This is a genomic window from Psychrobacillus sp. NEAU-3TGS, assembly GCF_029955155.1.
Lineage (GTDB): Bacteria > Bacillota > Bacilli > Bacillales_A > Planococcaceae > Psychrobacillus.
In genome coordinates, this window is sequence record NZ_JAPNOZ010000007.1 from 65,771 (window position 1) to 87,188 (window position 21,418).

19 protein-coding genes and 1 pseudogene are annotated in these 21,418 nt (G+C 35.5%); 12 read left to right on the top strand and 8 right to left on the bottom strand.

Features of this window, described 5'->3' with window-relative positions:
- The first annotated feature begins 187 nt into the window (after positions 1 to 187).
- The gene (locus OR571_RS06960; RefSeq protein WP_282242115.1) at positions 188 to 1,060 is read left to right on the top strand and encodes a patatin-like phospholipase family protein; all 873 of its coding nucleotides are present in this window, start codon (positions 188 to 190) and stop codon (positions 1,058 to 1,060) included.
- A gap of 742 nt (positions 1,061 to 1,802) precedes the next feature.
- A complete protein-coding gene (locus OR571_RS06965) occupies positions 1,803 to 2,222 on the top strand; it encodes a pyridoxamine 5'-phosphate oxidase family protein (protein WP_282242116.1) in 420 nt (139 codons plus the stop codon).
- A 70-nt stretch (positions 2,223 to 2,292) separates the two neighbouring features.
- Here the strand turns inward: OR571_RS06965 and OR571_RS06970 are convergent, their stop codons facing one another.
- Both OR571_RS06970 and OR571_RS06975 read right to left on the bottom strand, forming a co-directional pair.
- Positions 2,293 to 3,237, bottom strand: a complete 945-nt coding sequence (locus OR571_RS06970; protein WP_282242117.1) for a cation diffusion facilitator family transporter — start codon at positions 3,235 to 3,237, stop codon at positions 2,293 to 2,295.
- A gap of 13 nt (positions 3,238 to 3,250) precedes the next feature.
- The gene (locus OR571_RS06975; RefSeq protein ID WP_282242118.1) at positions 3,251 to 3,559 is read right to left on the bottom strand and encodes an ArsR/SmtB family transcription factor; all 309 of its coding nucleotides are present in this window, start codon (positions 3,557 to 3,559) and stop codon (positions 3,251 to 3,253) included.
- Positions 3,560 to 4,234: 675 nt separating this feature from the next.
- Between OR571_RS06975 and OR571_RS06980 the strand changes: the two genes are divergently transcribed.
- Entirely contained in the window at positions 4,235 to 4,843 is a 609-nt protein-coding gene (locus OR571_RS06980; RefSeq protein ID WP_282242119.1) for a protein kinase family protein, read from the top strand.
- Positions 4,844 to 4,891: 48 nt separating this feature from the next.
- Here OR571_RS06980 and OR571_RS06985 read toward each other — a convergent pair whose 3' ends face one another.
- The 3 genes from OR571_RS06985 to OR571_RS06995 all read right to left on the bottom strand — a co-directional run bounded on the left by OR571_RS06985 (position 4,892) and on the right by OR571_RS06995 (position 6,531).
- Positions 4,892 to 5,110 carry a YfhD family protein gene (locus OR571_RS06985; RefSeq protein ID WP_282242120.1) on the bottom strand — a complete coding sequence of 73 codons (219 nt, stop codon included), beginning with the start codon at positions 5,108 to 5,110 and terminating at the stop codon, positions 4,892 to 4,894.
- A gap of 139 nt (positions 5,111 to 5,249) precedes the next feature.
- Positions 5,250 to 5,579, bottom strand: a complete 330-nt coding sequence (locus tag OR571_RS06990; protein WP_282242121.1) for a hypothetical protein — start codon at positions 5,577 to 5,579, stop codon at positions 5,250 to 5,252.
- 130 nt (positions 5,580 to 5,709) lie between these two features.
- Entirely contained in the window at positions 5,710 to 6,531 is an 822-nt protein-coding gene (locus tag OR571_RS06995; RefSeq protein ID WP_282242122.1) for an EcsC family protein, read from the bottom strand.
- A 186-nt stretch (positions 6,532 to 6,717) separates the two neighbouring features.
- Here OR571_RS06995 and OR571_RS07000 point away from each other — a divergent pair, with 186 nt between their 5' ends.
- Positions 6,718 to 7,545, top strand: a complete 828-nt coding sequence (locus tag OR571_RS07000; RefSeq protein ID WP_282242123.1) for a DegV family protein — start codon at positions 6,718 to 6,720, stop codon at positions 7,543 to 7,545.
- Positions 7,546 to 7,594: 49 nt separating this feature from the next.
- On the opposite strand, the gene OR571_RS07005 is transcribed toward OR571_RS07000, so the two are convergent.
- The gene (locus OR571_RS07005) at positions 7,595 to 8,764 is read right to left on the bottom strand and encodes a hypothetical protein (protein WP_282242124.1); all 1,170 of its coding nucleotides are present in this window, start codon (positions 8,762 to 8,764) and stop codon (positions 7,595 to 7,597) included.
- Positions 8,765 to 8,981: 217 nt separating this feature from the next.
- Here OR571_RS07005 and OR571_RS07010 point away from each other — a divergent pair, with 217 nt between their 5' ends.
- From OR571_RS07010 to OR571_RS07030, 5 genes are all read left to right on the top strand, one after another.
- Entirely contained in the window at positions 8,982 to 10,451 is a 1,470-nt protein-coding gene (locus OR571_RS07010; protein ID WP_282242125.1) for a spore germination protein, read from the top strand.
- A gap of 31 nt (positions 10,452 to 10,482) precedes the next feature.
- A complete protein-coding gene (locus tag OR571_RS07015; RefSeq protein ID WP_282242126.1) occupies positions 10,483 to 11,562 on the top strand; it encodes a GerAB/ArcD/ProY family transporter in 1,080 nt (359 codons plus the stop codon).
- Positions 11,559 to 12,665, top strand: a complete 1,107-nt coding sequence (locus OR571_RS07020) for a Ger(x)C family spore germination protein (RefSeq protein ID WP_282242127.1) — start codon at positions 11,559 to 11,561, stop codon at positions 12,663 to 12,665. The genes OR571_RS07015 and OR571_RS07020 overlap by 4 nt, the downstream gene beginning before the upstream one ends.
- A gap of 225 nt (positions 12,666 to 12,890) precedes the next feature.
- On the top strand, positions 12,891 to 15,635 hold the full coding sequence (locus OR571_RS07025; RefSeq protein ID WP_282242128.1) for a response regulator: 2,745 nt from the start codon (positions 12,891 to 12,893) through the stop codon (positions 15,633 to 15,635).
- 14 nt (positions 15,636 to 15,649) lie between these two features.
- Positions 15,650 to 16,480, top strand: a complete 831-nt coding sequence (locus OR571_RS07030; RefSeq protein ID WP_282242129.1) for a CheR family methyltransferase — start codon at positions 15,650 to 15,652, stop codon at positions 16,478 to 16,480.
- 745 nt (positions 16,481 to 17,225) lie between these two features.
- Here the strand turns inward: OR571_RS07030 and OR571_RS07035 are convergent.
- Both OR571_RS07035 and OR571_RS07040 read right to left on the bottom strand, forming a co-directional pair.
- Positions 17,226 to 18,368 (bottom strand): SpoIIE family protein phosphatase, encoded by a 1,143-nt coding sequence (locus OR571_RS07035; RefSeq protein WP_282242130.1) that lies wholly within the window; start codon positions 18,366 to 18,368, stop codon positions 17,226 to 17,228.
- Between the two features lie 125 nt (positions 18,369 to 18,493).
- Positions 18,494 to 18,802 carry a nucleotide pyrophosphohydrolase gene (locus OR571_RS07040; protein ID WP_282242131.1) on the bottom strand — a complete coding sequence of 103 codons (309 nt, stop codon included), beginning with the start codon at positions 18,800 to 18,802 and terminating at the stop codon, positions 18,494 to 18,496.
- 247 nt (positions 18,803 to 19,049) lie between these two features.
- Here OR571_RS07040 and hxlB point away from each other — a divergent pair, with 247 nt between their 5' ends.
- The 3 genes and pseudogenes from hxlB to hxlA all read left to right on the top strand — a co-directional run bounded on the left by hxlB (position 19,050) and on the right by hxlA (position 21,307).
- Positions 19,050 to 19,586, top strand: a complete 537-nt coding sequence (hxlB, locus tag OR571_RS07045; RefSeq protein WP_282242132.1) for a 6-phospho-3-hexuloisomerase — start codon at positions 19,050 to 19,052, stop codon at positions 19,584 to 19,586.
- Between the two features lie 10 nt (positions 19,587 to 19,596).
- Positions 19,597 to 20,606 (top strand): annotated as a pseudogene (allD, locus tag OR571_RS07050) (ureidoglycolate dehydrogenase).
- Positions 20,607 to 20,659: 53 nt separating this feature from the next.
- Positions 20,660 to 21,307, top strand: coding sequence for a 3-hexulose-6-phosphate synthase (gene hxlA / locus OR571_RS07055; protein ID WP_348775027.1), 648 nt, complete (start codon positions 20,660 to 20,662; stop codon positions 21,305 to 21,307).
- Positions 21,308 to 21,418 lie beyond the last annotated feature (111 nt).

A 21,418-nucleotide genomic window follows, 5' to 3' on the forward strand; every position in this document is an offset into this window, starting at 1 on the left:
TTATGTACGCATAGTGTACAATGGTACGTATTTTGTATTTTGTTTAATTATAACGAGAAATATTCGTTATAGCAACATGAAAATCTGACATATTAGAATAATAGGTAAATAAATGTCGGATATTGTTCTAATTCCTCTCCTTTTTTCTTACATTGTTATAACGACATGAAAAGGGAGTAGGTCATGTATGTTAATAGACGGGGTATTTTCGGGTGGGGGAATGAAAGGTATAGCGTTAGTAGGAGCTTTTCAAATATTAGAAGAAAAGGGATATGAATTTAAACGAGTAGCTGGAACGAGTGCCGGTGCAATTTTGGCGTGTTTTATAGCTGCGGGATACACGGGAAAGGAAATTGAAGAAATAATGGTAGAGCAAGACTTTGTATCTCTACTAGATCCACGTAAAACTGTTATTCCTATCCCATTTATGAAGTGGTTGAATTTGTATTGGGGGTTAGGTTTATACCAAGGTAAGGCTTTAGAAAATTGGTTTCTGGAAAAATTAGCTGCAAAAGGAGTTTACTCCTTTTCTGATTTACCGCCAGGATCTTTGAAACTTGTAGCATCGGATTTAACGAATGGGAAAATGATGGTACTCCCCGATGATTTGGAGAAGTATGGTGTATCTCCAGATAGCTTTCCTGTTGCTAGAGCTTTACGTATGAGTTGTGGAATTCCGTTTTTCTTTGAGCCAGTTAAAATGAGAGTAGGATCTGGAGACACAATTGTTGTAGATGGAGGAGTATTAAGTAATTTCCCAATGTGGATTTTTGATAATGGAAACAAAGAGCGTCCAATCGTTGGCTTGAAGCTAAGTAGTAGCTCAGAGGAGATGCAACCACATAAGATTAAGAATGGTTTGCAGTTATTCGAAGCGCTTTTTTCCACGATGAAAAATGCACATGATGAAAGATATATCTCTCGCAAGCTTGAGAAGAATGTTGTTTTTATCCCGGTTGATGAATATAGCGCTACACAGTTTGATTTAGATAGAGAGATGAAGTCAAAGCTATTAGAAAAGGGGAGAAATCGAGCGACACAATTTTTGAAAATGTGGTGATTCGTTTTTATTCATGCTTTATGAAATTAAAAGATATATAGAATAAGATTATTTAGTCATTGAAACGAACGCATTAGGTTATTAGAACCTCATGCGTATTATAGGGATAATGCGTCGTCAAGATACTAAGATGTCCGCCATGATTTCCGCTCCAGGCGGACGCTTTCCGTGGGGCGAGCGGTGAGCCTCCTCCTCCACTAACGCTACGTGCGGGGTCTCACCTGTCTCGCTAATCCCACAGGAGTCGCCACCTTGCGCTTCAATCAATAGAACTTGCTAACTAATATCTGCCTTGCAGTTTCTTATTTAGAATTATTTTATATACTGTATAAATTACAAGGAAGGTTGTTATTAGCCATTCAAGCAATGATAGTTTCCAATAAATGATACCAAACGCTAGATAGTATATCTTATTCCACTAATCAAAGGTTTTTAGCTATAGAAAATGCAACATAGTACTAGAACTAGTGCATCATTTCTTAGTAATTAGCAAATTCTACTGGATTTGTAGCGAAAGCGTCCACCCTGTAGCGAAAATCCCAGCGGACACTTAATAGCTCTGTCTTATAACGCATTATCTCTACACTCCATAGTTATCCTCAATATATGCGGTATTCCTTTATCATTTCCACAGGTCGCACCGATTAGAAACAGGATTTTTCCCTTTATGTTACTGAAGGATTAATTTACATCAGAAAAGGAATAATAAAAGGGAAAGTCATTATAAAGGAGAGATTAATTCATGGCAAAAGATGCGAAAGAGCTGGCACAACAAATCTTAAAGGATAGTTTAATTGGTACGATGGCAACGATTGAACAAAACAAACCGCATTCCCGTTATATGACCTTTTTTAACGATGATTTCTTTCTTTACACAGCGACAAGTAAAAAGACGCATAAAGTAGAGGAGCTTCAAAAGAATCCAAACACTCATATTCTTTTAGGATACGATGGAAAAGGATTAGGCGATGCTTTCTTAGAAATTGAAGGAACAGTTGAAGAACATGATGATGAGAGTATGAAGAAAAAGGTATGGAATAAGGCATTAGAAGGTTGGTTTAACGGTCCAGAAGATCCAAATCTCATCATTTTAAAAATTACCCCTACACAAATCCGAGTGATGAATACTAAAGGGGAAGAACCACAAGTAGTAGAAATTTAGAATTCAACCATTTCAATTCAAGCATCCCCCTTCCGTTTAAAGGAAGGGGCTGCTTGAATTGTATATGACGTTATTCCAACCTGCATTTCAATTCACTGTGTTTGATCTGATCAGTCTCTATTTGAATTGTTGCATGCTCGATGTGGAATTTCTCTTTTAATATATCAATGGCTTGTTGTAAAATATGTTGGCTATTCCTTTCCTCATCAATAACAATATGACAGCTTAATGAATCTAACCCAGAAGTAATCGTCCATATATGGAGGTCATGGACATGATTAACGCCTTCGATTTTTTCTAATTCAGCCTTTACTTCGGTTTGATCGATCGAGATTGGCGTTCCTTCCATCAAGATATGAACAGAATGCTTAATAATTCCCCAAGCACTTCGCAATATTAATAAAGCAACGAGAACGGAAATAATAGGATCGGCGATAAACCAATCAAATAATAGCATGAAGATTCCTGCTATAATTGCACCGATAGATCCTAAAGCGTCTCCAAGTACATGCAAATAAGCACCACGTAAATTTACATTATTTTTTACATCGCCTTTACGCATTAATGCCCAGGCGCTCAATAAATTTGCGAACAAACCGATTGCAGCAATCAGCATCATCGTGCCGCTTGCAACTGCTTGAGGTTCGACAAATCGACCAAATGCTTCCCAAACGATAAATCCGGCAATAATAAATAACGTAATACCATTAAATAGTGCGGCTAATATTTCAAAGCGATAACCCCCAAATGTTTTCTGAGGAGAAGGAGCTCTTGAAGCAAACCAGATGGCTATCAGGCTTAAAAGCAAAGCGCTTGCATCACTTAACATGTGTCCGGAATCAGATAACAGAGCTAAGCTATTTGTAAATAAGCCTCCAAAGAACTCTAAAAACATAATTCCGGTCGTAATAAGTAAAGCAATTAGCAACCCTTTTTTATTTCCTTCCCGAGACTCCTCAAAATGGTGATGTGAGTGGCCGTGGTGGTCGTGACCATGATGATGATGGTGACCCATAAAATTTTCCTCCTTATTTACACTCAATATGCGAAATGACTTGATTTAAAATAGTAATCACATGTTCGTCGTCGTACGTGTAGTAAAAAGTGTTTCCGTCCCGTCTGTATTTAACGAGTCGTAAGTTTCTAAGTAAGCTGAGTTGGTGGGATACAGCGGATTGTGTCATATTCAACACTTCCGTAATATGACTTACTGAACATTCTTCTTGAGATAGCAAATATAATATTTTTATACGAGTTGGATCGGCTAGTGCCTTAAAAATACGAGAAGCGTCCTCAACCGTATTTGAAGATAAAAATGCATGCTCTTGTTGTTCCATAATAAATCCTCTTTTCCATCATAATGTATATGAACATATGCTCATATACATTATACGCAATAAGTAGCCGGATGGTCAATTCAAAAAATTGACTCGAAGGCATCCAGAGCTTATAATTAGCCTACAAAATTAATAATTTAGCTTCCGTTAAGGGGAGTAGCTATACAGCAAAGTCGTCAATACAGGATTTATCTCCTCGGCTTTGTTGGCAACGATTGTTGTTTGCGAGACCTTACCAATTATTTGGTGATGTCTCTTTTCTATTAAAAGACGATGGACCAGATCTTGGTTTATCGTCTTTTTTATTGGTTAGGAAAATATTGCTGATTTCGAGATGTGGGTAACTTATATGACATAAGAATAGTGCGCGACATTTCTTACTGTATTCACTACAAGCATTCGCACTAGGGCAAAAAGCATCCGTTTGATTGGTTTTGTGGTGGTTAGAGAGGAGTTTGTCGCGTTTACGGTATGTTCTGTCTCGTTAAACCATTTATCGGATCAGTTGGAATAGCAACCCTATTATTTTCTCACTGTAGGGCAGAAATTTTAGCGAACACTTCAATCGCACGCTACCGCCCAGCATCCCTATTATGTACGGTATTCCATTTATCTTGTGGCAGAGACAAACACTTTAGTGCTTTTGTACTTTTCTATTATATTGGAGGTCAAATTGTGAATACTTATGAAGCACTTGCAAGTACAGTTATTATTAGCAAGGAGAATCGTCTGCTTAGATATGATGATTCTTTACAACTAATTGGTACAGGAAGAAGTGCATTTGTTTTTAAAATAAAAACAACAGATAAAGCAATGAAAATATTTTTCCCTAGATTTACACATCTTGCAAAAGAAGAGGGGGAGATCTATAAAATACTTCAAGGAGTCTCTTATTATCCATCCATTTATTTTTCTGGAGTAAATCATATAGTTATGGACTTTATAGATGGGCACACTCTATTTGAATGTATAACCTATGGAGAGGAAATAACGGTGGGGCATATAAAGGAAATCGATTATGCATTATCATTAGCCTCAGCCCGAGGACTAAACCCTTCTGATATTCACTTGCGAAATATTTTTATCACCTCCAATGGAGAGATAAAAATAATAGATGTTGCACGTTTTAGACAAGCAAAGGATTGTGTTCAGTGGTATTTTTTAAAAAAAGCGTATCAAAGATATTATGTTAAAGCTTATTTTCCAAAGAAAATTTCAGCTTTTATCCTAAATACCATAGCCTACCTGTATAAAAAAGGGCTAATACCATTTTATAGGGAATAAAAAAATGGATGTAAGTAGAAAAGTAAAAAAGCCTTCGAAAAGGCTTTTCTACTTTCTTTTTTTCTTCGAATGATTTTCTCGAAGCTCTGCAAACTCCGCTGCAAATTCTTCTTGCACATTATTTGGGTTTATTTTTTGATTTTTAGGTGTTTGAGGAAGCGTGTCTTTGTTCTTACTTTTACCTTGCTTATTGTCTCTACCGATGTTAATTCTCCTTTCTATGTTTTGTTCTATCTTAATATGGCGCGAAACAGTTATTTTAGTCATAAAAAAGCACTGAGAATAATTTCTCAGTGCAATTTATTTCATCTTGTTAAAAAAAGAAACTAATTGTTTTGAAGTTGGAGCTTGAATTTTGTATGTTAGCTCACGATCTCCATTATTTTCGATGCGAGGAATAATGGATTCAATAACATTGAATTTTCCAAAAAGAAGGTTTACTTTTTGTACTCTTTTCTGTTTCGGCAGTCATCATTTTTCTTTGAAAAGGATGAAGCTTTGCCATTAAGAACTTATCTTTTATACGAATGAGTAAATATCCTTCATCCGTCTCGGGATCATATTTTTTCATAAGTGATTCACCAAGTTCAAATGTGTTTGATTTGTTTTGAACAGATGGCGAAATAACTAATATATTTCCCTTTCGAAACAGGGCGGTATTTGATACTTGTCGAAGGCCCAAATCATTTATTAAAAAATCTAGGTTTACTTGAGATGCTTCACTAGCAACTGACATATTCATACCTCCTCTTCTTTTATTTACGGTCTATAGTAATAGTATATCCTATTTGACACATAATAAATTCACTTTTGGGAATATCTTCTTAAGTAAATTGAAGAAATGAATGAAAAGTAGCAGAGAATATTTAGTTTTCGTGAAAAATCTCGTCGCTTGTATGATTCCCAAGTCTTTCAATAATTCTTCTTTTTCGGAATAGCATTTGACCAGCCTCTCCAATATCTTTGATAGCCGACCGGTTAATGAACGCACCAAATACAAGTCCAGCTATTGGAATCATTTGAAATAGTTTTTTCCACCCAAATTGATCACGGTAAGAAAATATAACTTCTCGCCATCCTTGTATTTCGGATAAGATTTCTCGTCTTGCATGTTCATCTTGTTGGTCAAACATAGACAATTGTGCGAGAATGGATTGTTTTCCTACAATGTCTGCAGAGACAAATTGAAGACATTTTATGATAAATAATCGTTCTTTTTTGTCATTTGGATCGTAGCCATAGCAAATTGCAATATCTTGTAAGGTTTTTAACTGCAAACTTAAAAGGAGCGGAATATCAATAGATAATGTGAAGACCCCGCCGATACCTGTACTAGCACCTTGTATGGTTGCTAAATTCTTTCTGTTTCCAGTTAGCTTTTCTGCAGCCTCATCCATTTGGGCGATAGGTAAGTTTTTTACTTCTTCTAGTGTTTGTACTTCCGTTTCGGGAAAATAGGAAGTGATTTTAGATGTAGAGCTTAAATAGCTGCCACCTGTTTGAACATATTGACCGAGTTCATCTACTATGATTCCTATTTTATTTTGAATGAAGGATGGAGTCCACTTATCGATAATTTTAAAAGGAAGGCGACCAAGCTTTTCCCAAAACCACAAATCATTTTGATCTTTCTCCCATTTTTCCACTTGTTTAAGTTCGTCTAGTAACCACTCTTTAGAATCATGCATTGTTAGTTTCGCCTCTTTCTTTGTATACTCATCTCACGAATTCGTGCGAAAAAAGTTTCGGATGGCAATTTAGTAATAGGAAAAATCATAAAAAATTTCTAAGCGTCTAAACGATGAAAAAAATATCCATTTGCTATAATTATAATCAAAACAGCTGTATATCTTTAACATAAAGGCGGTAACAAAATGATAAAAATTTTAACGGATAGTTCTTCCGATTTATCGAATGAAATAATAGAGAAATATGATATTACGGTCGTGCCATTGAAAGTTAATATAGATGGAAAGGACTATTTAGAAGGTATTGATCTAACTCCTCAAGTTTTCTTCGCTAAGTTATTTTCTTCAGAAAAACTCCCAAAAACCTCTCAACCCTCACCGGCAGCATTTGCCGAAGCTTTCTCTAAATTTGGGGAGAACGATGAACTGTTATGTCTTACAATTTCTTCCGGATTAAGCGGTACTTATCAATCGGCATGTATGGGGAAAGAGCTTTCAGGGGCTAATGTTACTGTGTTTGATACTTTGGCGGGTTCCCTTGCTCACGGCTTCCAAATTATCCATGCAGCCGAACTTGCTCAAAAGGAATATTCGGTAGAAGAAATTATTGCAGTACTTTTGCGGGATAGAGAAAAAATGAATATTCTAATCCTATTAGATACTTTAGAAAACATTGTAAAAGGTGGACGGCTAAGCAAATTTCAAGGATCCATAGCCAAAATCCTTAATATAAAGGTGATTTTAGAAGGGGTTAATGGCAAAGTAGAAATTCTTGAAAAAGTTCAAGGGAAGAAGAGATTTCATAAAAAGACGCTTGAAGTTATTCGTCATAAAAAAGAAGATTTTTCTAATACCATTTTTGGAATTACTCATACTGGAAACGTAGAAGAAGCGGAAGCGCTCAAAGCAGAACTTATTCAACAATTTCATCCAAAGGATGTCGTTGTGCGTTACATGGGTGCAACAATGGGAACTTATGCAGGCAGAGGTGGAATGATTATTTCTTTTAAATAAAAAACTGCAGCTATTTGTATTTCTACTAATAGCTACAGTTATTAATCTATTATTCTACAGTTTGCACGTCAGAATTCTCTTGTGAATCAGATTCAACTGGTGATTCAGTAGTGTCTTCATCAGTAGAATCACTAGGTTCAACCGTAATATCTGATGAATCCAGGAATCTCCAGTTACCATCTTTATCTTTTTCTAAAAGGTAAATAGTAGTATGTTCAAGTGAATCTGTAGTATTGAAGATTGTTTTTTGATCGTGTACAACTGCTGCAGTATTGTCAATAATGTATTGAACTTCAAGACCTAAAGTTTGGTATCTTACATTATAATCTTTGAAAGTCTCTTCTAAACTCTCTTTAAGTGACGCATAGCCAGGGAAGTCTTTGCTGTATAGGCTAAGTGTTTCCTCAAGTTTTTCCTCATTTGCATACTCTGTAGCTTTTTTAAAGAATTCAGTGATTTCTTTCTCTTGTGCTATAAAGTTCTCATCTTCTCTGATGCTGTCATAATAAGCACTATAAAGGTCACTAATGATTGCATCGTCCTCAATTGCATCTAACGAATCTAGGAAGGTAGAAACTTGTGCTTCTACTGTTTTTTGATCTGCTTTTTTAGTGATCAAATTGTCTAATTTATCTAGCTCCATTTTTGCAGTAATTACATATTTAGAAGATTCAAGTGCTTTTTCACCAGGAGTTTTATATTTCGTTAAAATTGCATCACGTGTTGATTTTCCATATACACGGTAAAGTAAGATTGCTTGTTTACGAATTTCACTAGATAATTCATGGTAACTTTTTTCTGTTACATCGGATGTTGGATTAGCTGCGTACAATTTATTTAATTGATTTGCTTTATCTACAATCTTTTTTCCAGATGTAATGGCATCAATGTATCCCATTGCACGAGTATAGTGAATACCAGCATTATCTTCTAGGCGTTTTTCTAATTTTGCTTTATCTTTCGCACTTACATTAGCAATCTCTTTTTTCGCATTTAAGTAAGCGTCTTTTGTTAAATTGAAAATTTTCATATCTGGATACTTAATTTCTTTCGTAAGTTCAACAGATATTTGCCATTTTAGAGCACCAGCATGTTGTTCTGCTGCTTTTACTAAAGCTTCTGCTTTAGAAATGGATGCCGCCTCCGCGTTTGTGTAAGGTGTGAATACACTAGCTCCTGCTATTCCAGTCGCTAATACAATAGATAATAATTTCTTCATTTCTATTCTCCTGCAAAATAAAATAGTCTTATATAAAATTTTCAAATATAAGCCTTTATAAATATATGTTATAGAGGAAGATATTCCTAGTGTTATATTCTGGTTATAACTCCATTAAATTGAATATTGCATTGAAATATTCAAGAGAATACAATTTCTTAATAGTGGATATGCTGATTATACAAATTTTTGTCTTGATGAAAGGCATGGGGTATATGTGAAATTTAAAAAGTTTATAAGAGCCATCAAAAGTAGCGAAAATGATAAAGCTTCGTCAAATACAAAGCAGGTTAACGGTGCGGATATAGAAGAAACAATTGAATTGATAAAGAAAAATACAACTCAGATTAACGATGTTGTATTTAAGAAAATACCTACGAATGAAGGTATCGTCACAATTGTTTATAGCAATTCACTTGTAGAAAAAATGACTATGCAAGTAATGGTCCTCATCCCCTTAGCTAATCACTTGAATCAAATTCACCAAGTATCTGAGAAAATTGATCCAGCAGACAAAACTGAAATTATTTCGAAGTTAATGGGTGGGCAAACACTATTATATTTTCATGATAACAGTTTGCTGTTAAGCATAGATACATACAGTGCATCTACTCGTGCCATTACAAACACGGAAACAGAGTCCACTGTTATCGGTCCCCAAGATGCATTTACGGAATCGTTACAAGTAAATATTTCCTTAGTTAAAAGGCGTATCAAAAACCCAATGCTGAAAAATGAAAATCGTATTATTGGAACAGAATCGAATACGGAAATTTCTCTTCTATATGTAGAAGATATTGTGAACAAAGAAAATTTAGAGATGTTAAAAAATCGATTAGATAAAGTTAATTATCCATCATTTCCGGATGTTTCTATTTTAAAGCAATTGATTGAAGATAACCCTTTATCTCCATTTCCACAATATTATATGAGCGTTAGACCTGATAGTATCGTCCATTATATATTAGATGGAAGAATTGCAATACTGATGGATAATAGTCAAGCAGCAATAGTGTGCCCGACATCCTTTATGGACATGTTTATTTCTGTGGAAGATTATTATAATCGTTGGACTACCGCAACCTTACTAAGGATGCTTCGATTTTTTGGATTTTTTTTAACTATAATGATTACGCCAATGTATGTATCTGCTTTAACGTTTCATCCTGAAATATTACCTTATGAACTTTTATTAAATTTACAGGAATCAAGAAGTAAAGTACCTTTCCCACCGTTAATAGAAGTATTGTTTATAGAACTAATCATAGAAGTCTTAAGGGAGGCTGGTTCCCGAATGCCAGCAAAAGTAGGGCAGACAATTGGTATCGTAGGAGGTATTGTAATTGGAACCGCAGCAGTTGAAGCAGGTCTAATTAGTAACATATTAATTGTCTTAGTTGCAACTTCCGCATTACTATCATTTCTACCACCGATTTTTCTAATGAGTAATACAAGTAGATTTGTTCGATATATTTTTATTTTATCAGCAGGTTTGTTTGGATTGTTCGGACAAATGCTAGCACTTGCTTGGTTGTTGGCTCATTTATTGAATTTAAGTTCTTTAGGTACTCCTTTTATGACACCTGTAATTCCTCGTAAAGCTGGAGATTTGCTAGATGGAATTATAAGATTTCCAACGGCTTTCCTGAAAGGGAGATCGGGAATTTCAAGATCAAAGAAAAAGTAGAATGCTTTCTATAGAGGTGAGGTTGGCCAGGTTGAATGTTGATAAGCGAAAACAGTTGAATGGATATCATGTAGTTTTTCTAGTACAAAATGTAATGATTGGTACCGGTATGCTCTCACTCCCTCAAGACCTTAGTTCGATGGGATATAGTCTGGCCCTTTATCCTCTTCTATTTGGAGTAGTTGCAAGTCTTAATTTATGGCCGATGATTTGGATAAATTCACAGTATAAAAATGAAGATGTATTTGGTATTAATGAAAAACTACTAGGTAAATGGATTGGGAAGAGTATCAATTTGTTTATAGTTTTACACTTAACCTTTTTTATAGCAGGCATTATCGATGATTACATGAATCTTATACAAACTACAGCTCTTCCTGAACAAAGTACTACTATTCCAATACTCTTTTTCTTGCTGGTAGCCATCTATATTGTGAGTGGTGGAATTAAATCCATCGCAAGGTTTTGCATAATGGCGTTTTTTCTAACTATGCCGTTACTTTACTTTTTACGTTGGGCAATCGAGAAAGGGGATATAAGTCACCTTTTCCCTATATTTAATTTCAATGGAAGTCAGGCTTTGGAAGCTTTCAGAAAAGGATATTTGTCTATACTAGGGTATGAACTAATCATGGTGTATTTTCCCTATATCGCAAACCAGAAGAAAGCATATAAACATGCTTTAATAGGAGTTTGGATAAGTATCGTTCTTTGTTTTATTGTAACTGCAGTAAGTGTTATGTATTATTCAGAATGGCAATTGGAACATGTCACGTATTCAGTTTTGCATCTGTTTAAAGCGGGTGAATTAACTTATATAGAAAGAATCGACATAATTGGAATTACAATCTGGGTGTTTCTAGTTTTAACTACGATAACTGGTTACTTATGGTGTGCTAAAAAGGGTATAGATTCATTTCGATCTAAAAATAAGGCTTCACATGTTTATGTAATCACGATAGCTATCTATTTAATCGTATTAATGCCATTGTCAAAAGAAGTTAAGGAAAAATTATTTGAGGTCGCCTTTCATACTTCTTACTTCATGCTATGCTGGCCAATATTATTGATTGTTATCCATTTACTGAGGAAAAAGCAGGTGCAAACATGAACGGAAAGCTAATACTACTTATTATGGCTATGATGGGCTTGACGGGTTGTGCGGACAAGGAATTGAAAGTACCTTTGGAGGATGTTGGTTTGCTTGGCATCTTGGCATTTGACTATATTGATGAAGATTCATATAAGTTATCTGCCGCAATGCCTCAATTTTTGCCAGAAGCCAAAGAAAATACACAGATTTTCTCCGTGACTACCGATTTTGTTTCAAAAGGAATTGTTGAAATTGAAACAGTTTCAGACAAAAAGGTAGTATTGAATCAATTACGAGTTGTTGTTTTTAATGAGGAATTTGCTCGTAATGGAAATGTTCAAAAAGTAATAAGACATCTATATAGAAACGCAGAGGTAGGTAATAAAGTGCTTGTGGCTATTGTGAAAGAGAACGGAGAAGAGATATTAAAGGAAAATTATCCGGATAAACCAAGTATCAACCTATACTTAAATGATTTATTGCAACCAAGCATCAACACTGCCTTCATGCCAAATACGAATATCCATGATTTTGTATATACACAAACAAATCCAGTTTTCGATACAATAGTACCTCTACTTGAAAAAAAAGAAGGGAAAATTGAGATTGACGGAGTTGCTCTATTTAAAGAAGATAATATGATTAAAGAATTACTACCACGAGAAGGTCTAATAATACAAGCTTTATTAGGAGAAAAAAACCTTGCACCGCTGAATCTTACATTAGATAAAAGAGAAGAAAAAGAAGAATTGATGATAGATCTTATCAAAAACAAAGTAAAGATGAAAAGTAATAAAAGTATAGAATCACCTAAATTATTTATTAACATGAAAATGGAAGGCACGCTTATTGAATATAAAGGATATCGAGAAGATGAGTTGACAACTTTAGCAAGTATAACGAAGTTAGAGAATGATATTAGTGAGCAAATTGAAAAGGATATTAAGGAATTTTTAGAGGATTTAAAAGAACTTAAGGTTGACCCAGTAGGTTTAACTGAAAACTTTCGCATGCACTATAGGGGAAATTGGGACAGAGAAATGACGGAAGAAATAATTAGCAAGCTAGAAGTTGATATTCAGGTTACAACAAGGATTAATAGTACTGGTACATTAGATTAATAATAGAAAGTGAGAGGGAGTACCGCTTGAATCTATGGCGGTACTCCTCATTTTTTTCAAATGGCAACCGTTGTTTTTCTTGTTGCATAGCGACTATATACTTTCATACGTTATTCTCCAGTCGGAATAAATCGAACAACTACGAATTATAGATAAAACATCCTGAAATTATAGTATAATATTCTTAACATAGGATATCTATATAGAAAGTAGGCTCATAATTCCATGGGGAAAAATAAGAAAATCGGTATTCGGACAAAAATCATGTCTGGCTATTTATTGGTTATCATAATGGTCATATTTGCATTCTTTCTTGTAAATAAACAATTTTCTGTTGTACAAGCAGATAAAGATTATATAATGGGGCATGATTTTGAAGTAACGACATTATCCCACCAAATCGAAAAATACGTACTGGATATGGTGAGGGGACAAAGAGGCTATATAATTACGGGAGAAGAAAGTTATTTGCAGCCGTATTATACAGGGCAGAGAGAATGGCAACATAATTTTGATGAATTATATCGGTTAGTGGATGACCCGGGTCAGCAAGCAAAATTAATGGTCATTAAAGACAATATCAATAAATGGGCAGACACGGTTGGAGAGCCGCTTATTAATCAAAAGAAACAAGAAAGTAATGGAGTCACTTTGAGTTACTTGGAAAATGATCAAGGTGGAGCTACGATAGATTTAATACGTAGTCAGTTTGATAACTTTAGAGAAGTAGAAATGGAATTTAGACAAAATAGAGCGGATGCATTAAACCAAAATATTGATACGTTAATCCAAGGATTAGTCACGTTAGGGTTACTTGTATTTATCGTAGCTATTGTTATGTCTACATTGGTATCACGTTCGATTGTCAGAACGATGAATGAAGTAATAGCGACGATAAAAGATATTGCTACATTTACCAATACAAATGCATTAGACTTATCGCGAAGAATAACTTTGAGATCACGAGATGAAATTAGAGAGTTAGGGAATGCAACCAATGAGTTGCTGACAAATCTTGAGTTAAGAGAAATGCATCAACAACGTATTAACAATACATTTAATTCCTACCAAGGTATTACTTCAATCGCTGAATTATGTAAAGCATTTATCTCCGCTATTTCGGAAGAAGCAAATTCATCATATGGTGCTATTTATGTAAGAGATTTTCGAAGTGATAGGCATCTTTTCGTGAAAAGCGCTACATTTGCAGATGGATTTGATACAGTAGGTAGAAATCATTTCGAATTAGGTCAAGGCTTGATCGGAGAGTATGCACTTAAAAAAAGTATGCATGTTTTAAGTGATTTAGACGAATTCCAACTTATTCCTTCTGCATTAGGGAGTATTCCTCCGAAAGGAATGATTATTGCACCCATTCTTTATGAAGGTGAAGTCATCGCAGTAATAGAAATATTGAGCTTGAGTAATTATTCTGAGTCCGATCAACAATTTATAAGAGATGTTATAGAAAACTTTGGTATTACGTTAAACAGCGCGAAGGACCGAGAAGAGATAGAGCGTTTACTAACGGAATCCCAAACGATGACAGAAGAACTACGTGTGCAGTCGGATGATTTACAAACACAATCAGAAGAATTACAAATGCAATCAGAGGAATTGCAAACAATTAATGAAAAGCTAGAAGAGCGTTCAAAAGAGGCAGAACTGAAATCAGTAGCTTTAAACCAAGCAAAAATAGAATTGGAAAAACAAGCAGAACAGCTCGTTTTAAGCTCTAAATACAAATCTGAATTCCTTGCAAATATGTCACATGAGCTTCGTACTCCTTTGAATAGTATTTTAATCCTTTCTGAATTGATTGCTGAAAATGCTGGGGAGCAATCAAGAGGGGAAGAGGAAAAGTTCGCCAAAGTCATCCATACATCAGGAAAAGATCTTTTAGCTTTAATCGATGATATTCTTGATTTATCTAAAGTAGAGGCAGGGAAAATGGAGATCATATATGGCGAAATGAATATCAATGATCTGCCGAATTATTTGGAAATGAACTTTAATCATGTTGCAGAGAAAAAAGGGCTTTTGTTTAATATTCTAAAGGGAGCAAATATCCCAAATATTTTCTGTACAGATGAAAAGATGATGCTTCAAATTTTAAAGAATCTCCTTTCCAATGCTTTTAAATATACGGAAAATGGTAGTATTTCCATAGAGATTAAAAACGTTCCGAACAAAGAATTACAACCAGCTTTTGCAGGCAAAGAGGCTGATTATTGGATTGCGTTTTCGATAAAAGATACTGGAATAGGTATTCCAAAAGAAAAGCACCAATTAATATTTGAAGCATTCCAGCAAGCCGATGGTGCTACTATGAGGAAATATGGTGGAACCGGGCTTGGGTTATCGATTTGCCAGGAATACGCAAGGCATTTAGGTGGGTATGTAACTTTAGAGAGCGAAGAGGGAGTAGGAAGTACTTTTACACTGTATCTTCCAAGCCTGTCTAATAAATTGGGGAAAGAGGACGTTCTGTTAACTTCACTTGAGGAAGTTGCCGCATCCTCATTAGATGAAGAAGTTCTTTCTTTAGACACAGAACAAGTCAATTTGTTGGAAGAGAAGCAAAATGTCTTGCAAGGGAAAAATGTATTGATCGTAGACGATGACTTACGCAATATTTTTGCACTAGAAGCTGCTTTAAAACAAGAAGGTATGATTGTCTGTTCCGTAAATAATGGATTAGAGTGTCTGGAGATATTGGAAGAGCAACCCTCTCTATTTGATATTATTCTAATGGATATTATGATGCCAAATATGGATGGTTATGAAACAATGCAGAGAATACGTGCAAATGACGAGCTGACGGATATACCTATCATTGCTCTTACAGCTAAAGCGATGGAACGAGATCGTAAGAAATGTCTAGAGACTGGGGCTTCTGATTATGTAAGTAAACCTTTAGATTTAGAGCAACTACTATCTGTTCTAAGTGTCTGGGTTTCTAATGAATAGAAATGGATGATTAAATGTACAGTCAAGATGAAAACTTTAAAAAAGAACTAGAAGTAGACTTGCTATTGGAAACAATCTACCGTTTAACTGGCTATGATTTTAAACAGTATGTACGGGCTTCCATCATACGGAGAATTGAAAACAGAAGAAATATAGAAAACGCTCCAAATATTACAACGCTCATAGAAAGGGCGTTTCATGAACCGGGTTTTTTAGAGAAAATCATTGAAGGCTTTTCTGTTCCTGTAACGGAAATGTTCCGAGATCCTTCCTTTTTTAAAGAATTTAGAACGAATATTGTTCCAATTCTTCGTAATTATCAAGAGATCCGGATTTGGCATGCTGGCTGTGCAACGGGGGAAGAAGTGTTTTCTATGGCAATTCTACTGGAAGAAGAAGGACTATTAGACAAAGCAAAGATTTACGCGACAGATATGAGTAAAGTAGCCATAGAACAGGCAAGGCAAGGAATTGTCCCGTTGAATAAAATGCAAAATTATACAAAGAATTATCTTAAAGCCGGTGGGACTAAAGAATTTTCTATGTATTATAAAACAAATTCGCAAAATGTGTTTTTTGCGGAAAGACTTTTGAAGAATGTTATTTTTGCGCAGCATAACTTAGTGACGGATCAATCGTTTAACGAGTTTCATGTAATTTTCTGCAGAAATGTATTGATCTATTTCAATCCTACTCTTCAAAACAAAGTGCATGAATTATTTATCCAAAGTCTGTCCTCAAATGGATTTTTAGGTTTAGGGAATAAGGAATCCTTAAGAATTAGCAAATACGCGGATTCTTATGAGGAATTTTCAACAGACGAACCGTTATACCGAAAAAAATAAAAGCAGAGGCTATCTCTCCAGTCTAATTGACTGGAAGGGTAGCCCTGCTTTTTTTGTTTGTTAGGAAACTATAGAAGATAGGACAGATGGATAACTTTCTTCAAGTAGTATAAGGGATGGCATGTTTTTAATTGAGTAGGAGTATAAGGAAACTGCGACGTAAGAGATACGCAAAAGCAATTGATTTCCGCTCCAGGCGGACGCTTACCGCGGGGCGGGCGGTGAGCCTCCTCGTCGCACACTCCTGCGGGGTCTCACCTGTCCCGCTACCCCGCAGGTGTCGCCGCCTTGCGCTACAATCAATGGGAATATCTTGCTTATTTAGTATCCGCATTTAGCAGGATAAAGCTCGAATTACTCAACCATTTATTGGGATAGCATCGCTTAATAATTATCGCTTTTAGAAGTAAACTTGTTCTTTTAAGATTTGATTGCTTTCCTGCTAATTTAGTTACTTTCAGCGACTAGTTTGTTGCTCTTAATGGAAAGAGTTAAAGTTGAGTTGTTAGCTATTATGATGGATTGGAGCGAAAGGGCGTGGACTCCAGCCGGAATAGCTTGAGCTGAAGACCCTGGACTGAGCATAGCGAGGGAAGCGGCTGAAGCCAAGCCGGCGGAAAGCGTACGCCCTGTAGCGGAAATCCTAGCGGACACTTCATTCAACTCACTACCGCGCAGTTTCCCTATCATGTACGTTATTCCATTTTACGTTCCTATTAGCTAAATTGAGCAGGCGACAGGCGCTTTAGCACTTTTCTTCTTTTGTTTTTATCATCAACAAGCAAATATCATCTTTTTGATTCGACTGGTTAATATCACTAAGAATAGTCTGGAAGAGACACTCATCTTCTTTCCATTCTTGGCAAGTGATTGTTTGTAATTTTTCGAGTGCTTCCATTTCATCGATACCCTCTGACTCTATAATACCGTCTGTATAGAGCAGAAGCTGGATATCCCTATTATAGGAAAGTTTAGACTTCCTAACATGAATCTCGTCAAACAAGCCTACTGCACAAGCTCCTCTTTCCATCGTTAGTAGCGTTCCATCAATTCGTAAAAATCCTGGAGGATGTCCTGCATTTACATATTCTATCTCTCTTTTTTCGGTATCGATGATTAAATAGATTGCAGTGAAATAATAATTTAAATTATTTTTATTATGTAAGGATGTCATGTAGCGATTTAGTTCTTTAATAACGAGTGCTGGATCTTCTAAGTTTTTTATTGCATCTCTTAATACCGAGGAGATGAACATACTAACAAGAGAGGCGCTGATGCCATGGCCCATCATGTCAAAGAGAATAATGCCATATCGATGATCACTAAATTTATGCCAATGATACATATCTCCAGAAAGGTTATCAGAAGGAGAATGAAAAACCTGAATACTTAAGTGCTTATCAATGGTAGAGTCATTTAAGAGACTACCTTGCACTTGCATGGCAAGTAATAAATCTTCCTGCATTTTCGCTTCCTGTTCTTTATTTCGATCTTTTTCAAATTTTAGTCTTAAAGCAAGTCGGACTCTGGCCAAAAACTCTAACTTGTCGATCGGTTTAGTGACATAATCAGTTCCTCCAACCTCAAATGCTTCTACTAGATGTCTGGAATCATTTAAGGCAGTCAGAAAAATGATAGGTATTTCTTTTAATCTATCATCCTGCTGAATACGTCGACAAGCCTCTATCCCATCAATTTTTGGCATCATGATGTCTAATAATATAAGATCAACCATCGGTGCTGGTGCTTCTTTTTCATCCAATCGCAAGTACTGGAATAGTTCTTCCGCAGAATTTAAAGGATGACAATTTTCATAACCTGCTTTTTTTAGAATGCTTTCAATTACAAATAAGTTTACTGAATTATCATCTACCATTAGGATTGTCATCTCTATATATCCTCTTTTCATGAAATCTTTGTTCTTTCTATGATAGAACTAATGAGGATAACAATCAACCGAGTAGGCTAAAAGAAGTTTATTTACTGAATAATTGAAGTAGTCCAGGTTAACCATTAACTTTCCGTTTTAACAGGGGCTGGGTATTTCAAGGCATTTTTTATCATCTTCTGTTGTGCAGCTTCTTTTAAATCAATACCTAATACGTTTGCAAGTTGGAGTAGATAAATAAAAACATCCGCCGCTTCATCGACAATTGCTTGCTTGTCTCTTTCAATTGCCTCTTCCGGTGCCAACCATTGAAAATGTTCTAGTAGTTCACTAGCTTTTAAAGAGACTGATATTGCAAGACTTCGTGCATCATGGTTTCTACCCCAGCCTCGCTCCTCACAAAAATTAAGTATTTCTTCCGTTAGTTCTTTCATAATGTTCTCCTCACTTCGTTAAAAATATCTATTATTCATTGCTTTTAAAAAACACAACTTATTACTATATTTTACTACTTAAAGATAAGATTTTTAAAAACAATAAAATTATATTTAGAATATTACGAAATCCAAGTTGACTTTGAAAGGGGTTTCATTTAAACTTTTCACTAAATCGGTTTAGTAAGATTTAAGAAAATAATTACTAAATTTTGAGATAGAGAGAAAGCAGAAGAAAGGAGACTGTATGGTTACTATTTCAAAGATCCTAACAGAAATGAAAGATGTTTGTACGAGTATAAACGAACAAGAATACAAGCAATTAGTAGATTTGTTTAAAAAGGATATTCGCTTCTTTTTCACTGGCGAGGGTAGATCGGGGCTTATTGCTAAAGTAATTGCCATGAGATTAATGCATAGTGGTAAAACGGTATTTGTTCTTGGAGAGACAACGACTCCAGCAATTACGGGAGGGGATGTACTTATCATCCTTTCAGGCTCGGGAAGGACTGCAAATACGTTAAATGTTTTAGAAGGTGCTTCTAAAGTAGGTTCACAAATATTTATGATAACGACAAATACAGAAGTGCTTGCTCAGTACAATGGATTACTCATCCCCGCGGCTACAAAGTACCGTTTACCAAATGAACCAGAAACGATTCAACCTTTAGGCAATCAATTCGACCAGGCTGCCCATATCATTTTAGATGCAGCCATTATTGATAGTCTTGATAGTTTGCAAACCAACGACACATTGAAAAACAAACATAGCAATTTAGAATAGGAGATTGATTATGTCAACAGTTACAATAAATCATGAAGAAGCAAAGCAATATGCGATCAATAAATTAGTTGGAGCAGGTCTAATGGAATCCCACGCAGAAAAAGTAGCAGAAATTCTTATTCATGCTGATTTGAGAAACGTTAACTCACATGGAGTTTTAAGAACAGAACATTATGTGAATCGTTTAAAAGCTGGGGGCATAAATCCAAACGCAAACATTACATTCAATCAAACAGCACCAACCACAGGTATAGTAGATGGTGACAATGGTTTTGGACATGTCATCGGTGATTTTGCAATAGAAAAGGCAATACAAATGGCAAAAGAAAATGGTATCGGTATGGTTACGGTGATGAATAGTAGCCATTGCGGTGCACTAAGTTATTTCGTGCAAAAAGCGGCTGAAGCAAATTTAATAGGAATAGCGATGTCACACACAGATAAAATTGTAGTTCCTTTTGGTGGAAAAAACTCTTTTTTAGGAACGAATCCAATTGCATATGGAATTCCCGCAAAGAAACATAAACCGTTCATTTTAGACATGGCAACGTCAACGGTAGCACTCGGAAAAGTGTTGCAACATAAGGAAGAAGGGAAATCTATTCCTGAAGGATGGGGTGTCGATGAAAATGGACAGCCGGTAACAGATCCGAACAAAGTAGTTTCATTAACACCTTTTGGAGGACCAAAAGGATATGGATTATCACTTATCGTAGATATATTTTCAGGGTTGCTTGCAGGGGCAGCGTTTGGTCCACATATTGGAAAAATGTATGATGATTTGGATAAAAAACGCCATTTAGGACATTATTTTTGCGTTTTCAATCCAACAAATTTTATAGACTTAGAGACATTCTTAGCTAGAATGGATCAATGATAGATGAATTGCATGAATCAGAACCAGCACCGGGATTTTCGAAAGTATACATACCAGGTGAAATAGAACAACAAAATGAAGAGAACAATCGAGTGAACGGAATTACAATTGCAAAGAGTGTTTATGACTATTTAACGGAATAATTGATAGAGCAACATAATAATTAGGCTTGGATAGTGAAGTATAGAGGTGTCGAATGAGTAATGTGAAAATTCAATTGGCTTTAGATCGTATGACGATAGAAGACTGTATAACCCTTGTTGAACAAACGAAAGATTATATTCATTGGATTGAAATTGGAACTGGTGTTATAAAAGAATACGGGATGACAGTTGTCCGTAAAATGCGAGAACATTTTCCTGAGAAAGCTATTGTTGCTGACATGAAAACATGTGATGCTGGACGACATGAAAGTTTACAAGCTTTCAATTCAGGTGCTAATATAACGACGGTTATGGGCTTTTCATCAAATGCCACAATAAAACAATGCTTGGAAATTGCCGCTGAGAAAAGTGGAGAAGTAATGATTGATTTGCTCGGTATAGAAAGTGCCGAGCGAGTAAGAGAAATTCACTCACTTGGGGCCCGACTTTTCTGTTTGCATGTCGGAAAAGACATGCAACAGGACGGACAACTTGCGACGTCTACATTATTACAACTTGTGGAAGGTTTGGATGATATTCAGATTGCAGTTGCTGGTGGAGTAAATGATGAAATCACGCCTAGCTTGCTAAAAGCAGGAGTGGAGGTTATTATTGTCGGAAGTTTTATTACTGGAAGTATAAATCCAGAGACTAGCGCAATACTACTTTCTAATATTATTGATGAATACAATCAAGAATAATTTTCGAAGCCATTACTTTGTGAATTGAGTAATGGTTTTTGCTGTTTAAAAAGATTAGTGAATTTCATGTCAAAATATTCACTCTTCCAATCCCATAAATTAGTATAATAA

Coding starts and splice junctions, on each gene's coding strand:
- OR571_RS06960 (WP_282242115.1), top strand. CDS start 188: ATGTTAATAGACGGGGTATTTTCGGGTGGGGGAATGAAAGGTATAGCG.
- OR571_RS06965 (WP_282242116.1), top strand. CDS start 1,803: ATGGCAAAAGATGCGAAAGAGCTGGCACAACAAATCTTAAAGGATAGT.
- OR571_RS06970 (WP_282242117.1), bottom strand. CDS start 3,237: ATGGGTCACCATCATCATCATGGTCACGACCACCACGGCCACTCACAT.
- OR571_RS06975 (WP_282242118.1), bottom strand. CDS start 3,559: ATGGAACAACAAGAGCATGCATTTTTATCTTCAAATACGGTTGAGGAC.
- OR571_RS06985 (WP_282242120.1), bottom strand. CDS start 5,110: ATGACTAAAATAACTGTTTCGCGCCATATTAAGATAGAACAAAACATA.
- OR571_RS06990 (WP_282242121.1), bottom strand. CDS start 5,579: ATGTCAGTTGCTAGTGAAGCATCTCAAGTAAACCTAGATTTTTTAATA.
- OR571_RS06995 (WP_282242122.1), bottom strand. CDS start 6,531: ATGCATGATTCTAAAGAGTGGTTACTAGACGAACTTAAACAAGTGGAA.
- OR571_RS07000 (WP_282242123.1), top strand. CDS start 6,718: ATGATAAAAATTTTAACGGATAGTTCTTCCGATTTATCGAATGAAATA.
- OR571_RS07005 (WP_282242124.1), bottom strand. CDS start 8,764: ATGAAGAAATTATTATCTATTGTATTAGCGACTGGAATAGCAGGAGCT.
- OR571_RS07020 (WP_282242127.1), top strand. CDS start 11,559: ATGAACGGAAAGCTAATACTACTTATTATGGCTATGATGGGCTTGACG.
- OR571_RS07025 (WP_282242128.1), top strand. CDS start 12,891: ATGGGGAAAAATAAGAAAATCGGTATTCGGACAAAAATCATGTCTGGC.
- OR571_RS07030 (WP_282242129.1), top strand. CDS start 15,650: ATGTACAGTCAAGATGAAAACTTTAAAAAAGAACTAGAAGTAGACTTG.
- OR571_RS07035 (WP_282242130.1), bottom strand. CDS start 18,368: ATGACAATCCTAATGGTAGATGATAATTCAGTAAACTTATTTGTAATT.
- OR571_RS07040 (WP_282242131.1), bottom strand. CDS start 18,802: ATGAAAGAACTAACGGAAGAAATACTTAATTTTTGTGAGGAGCGAGGC.
- hxlB (WP_282242132.1), top strand. CDS start 19,050: ATGGTTACTATTTCAAAGATCCTAACAGAAATGAAAGATGTTTGTACG.
- hxlA (WP_348775027.1), top strand. CDS start 20,660: ATGAGTAATGTGAAAATTCAATTGGCTTTAGATCGTATGACGATAGAA.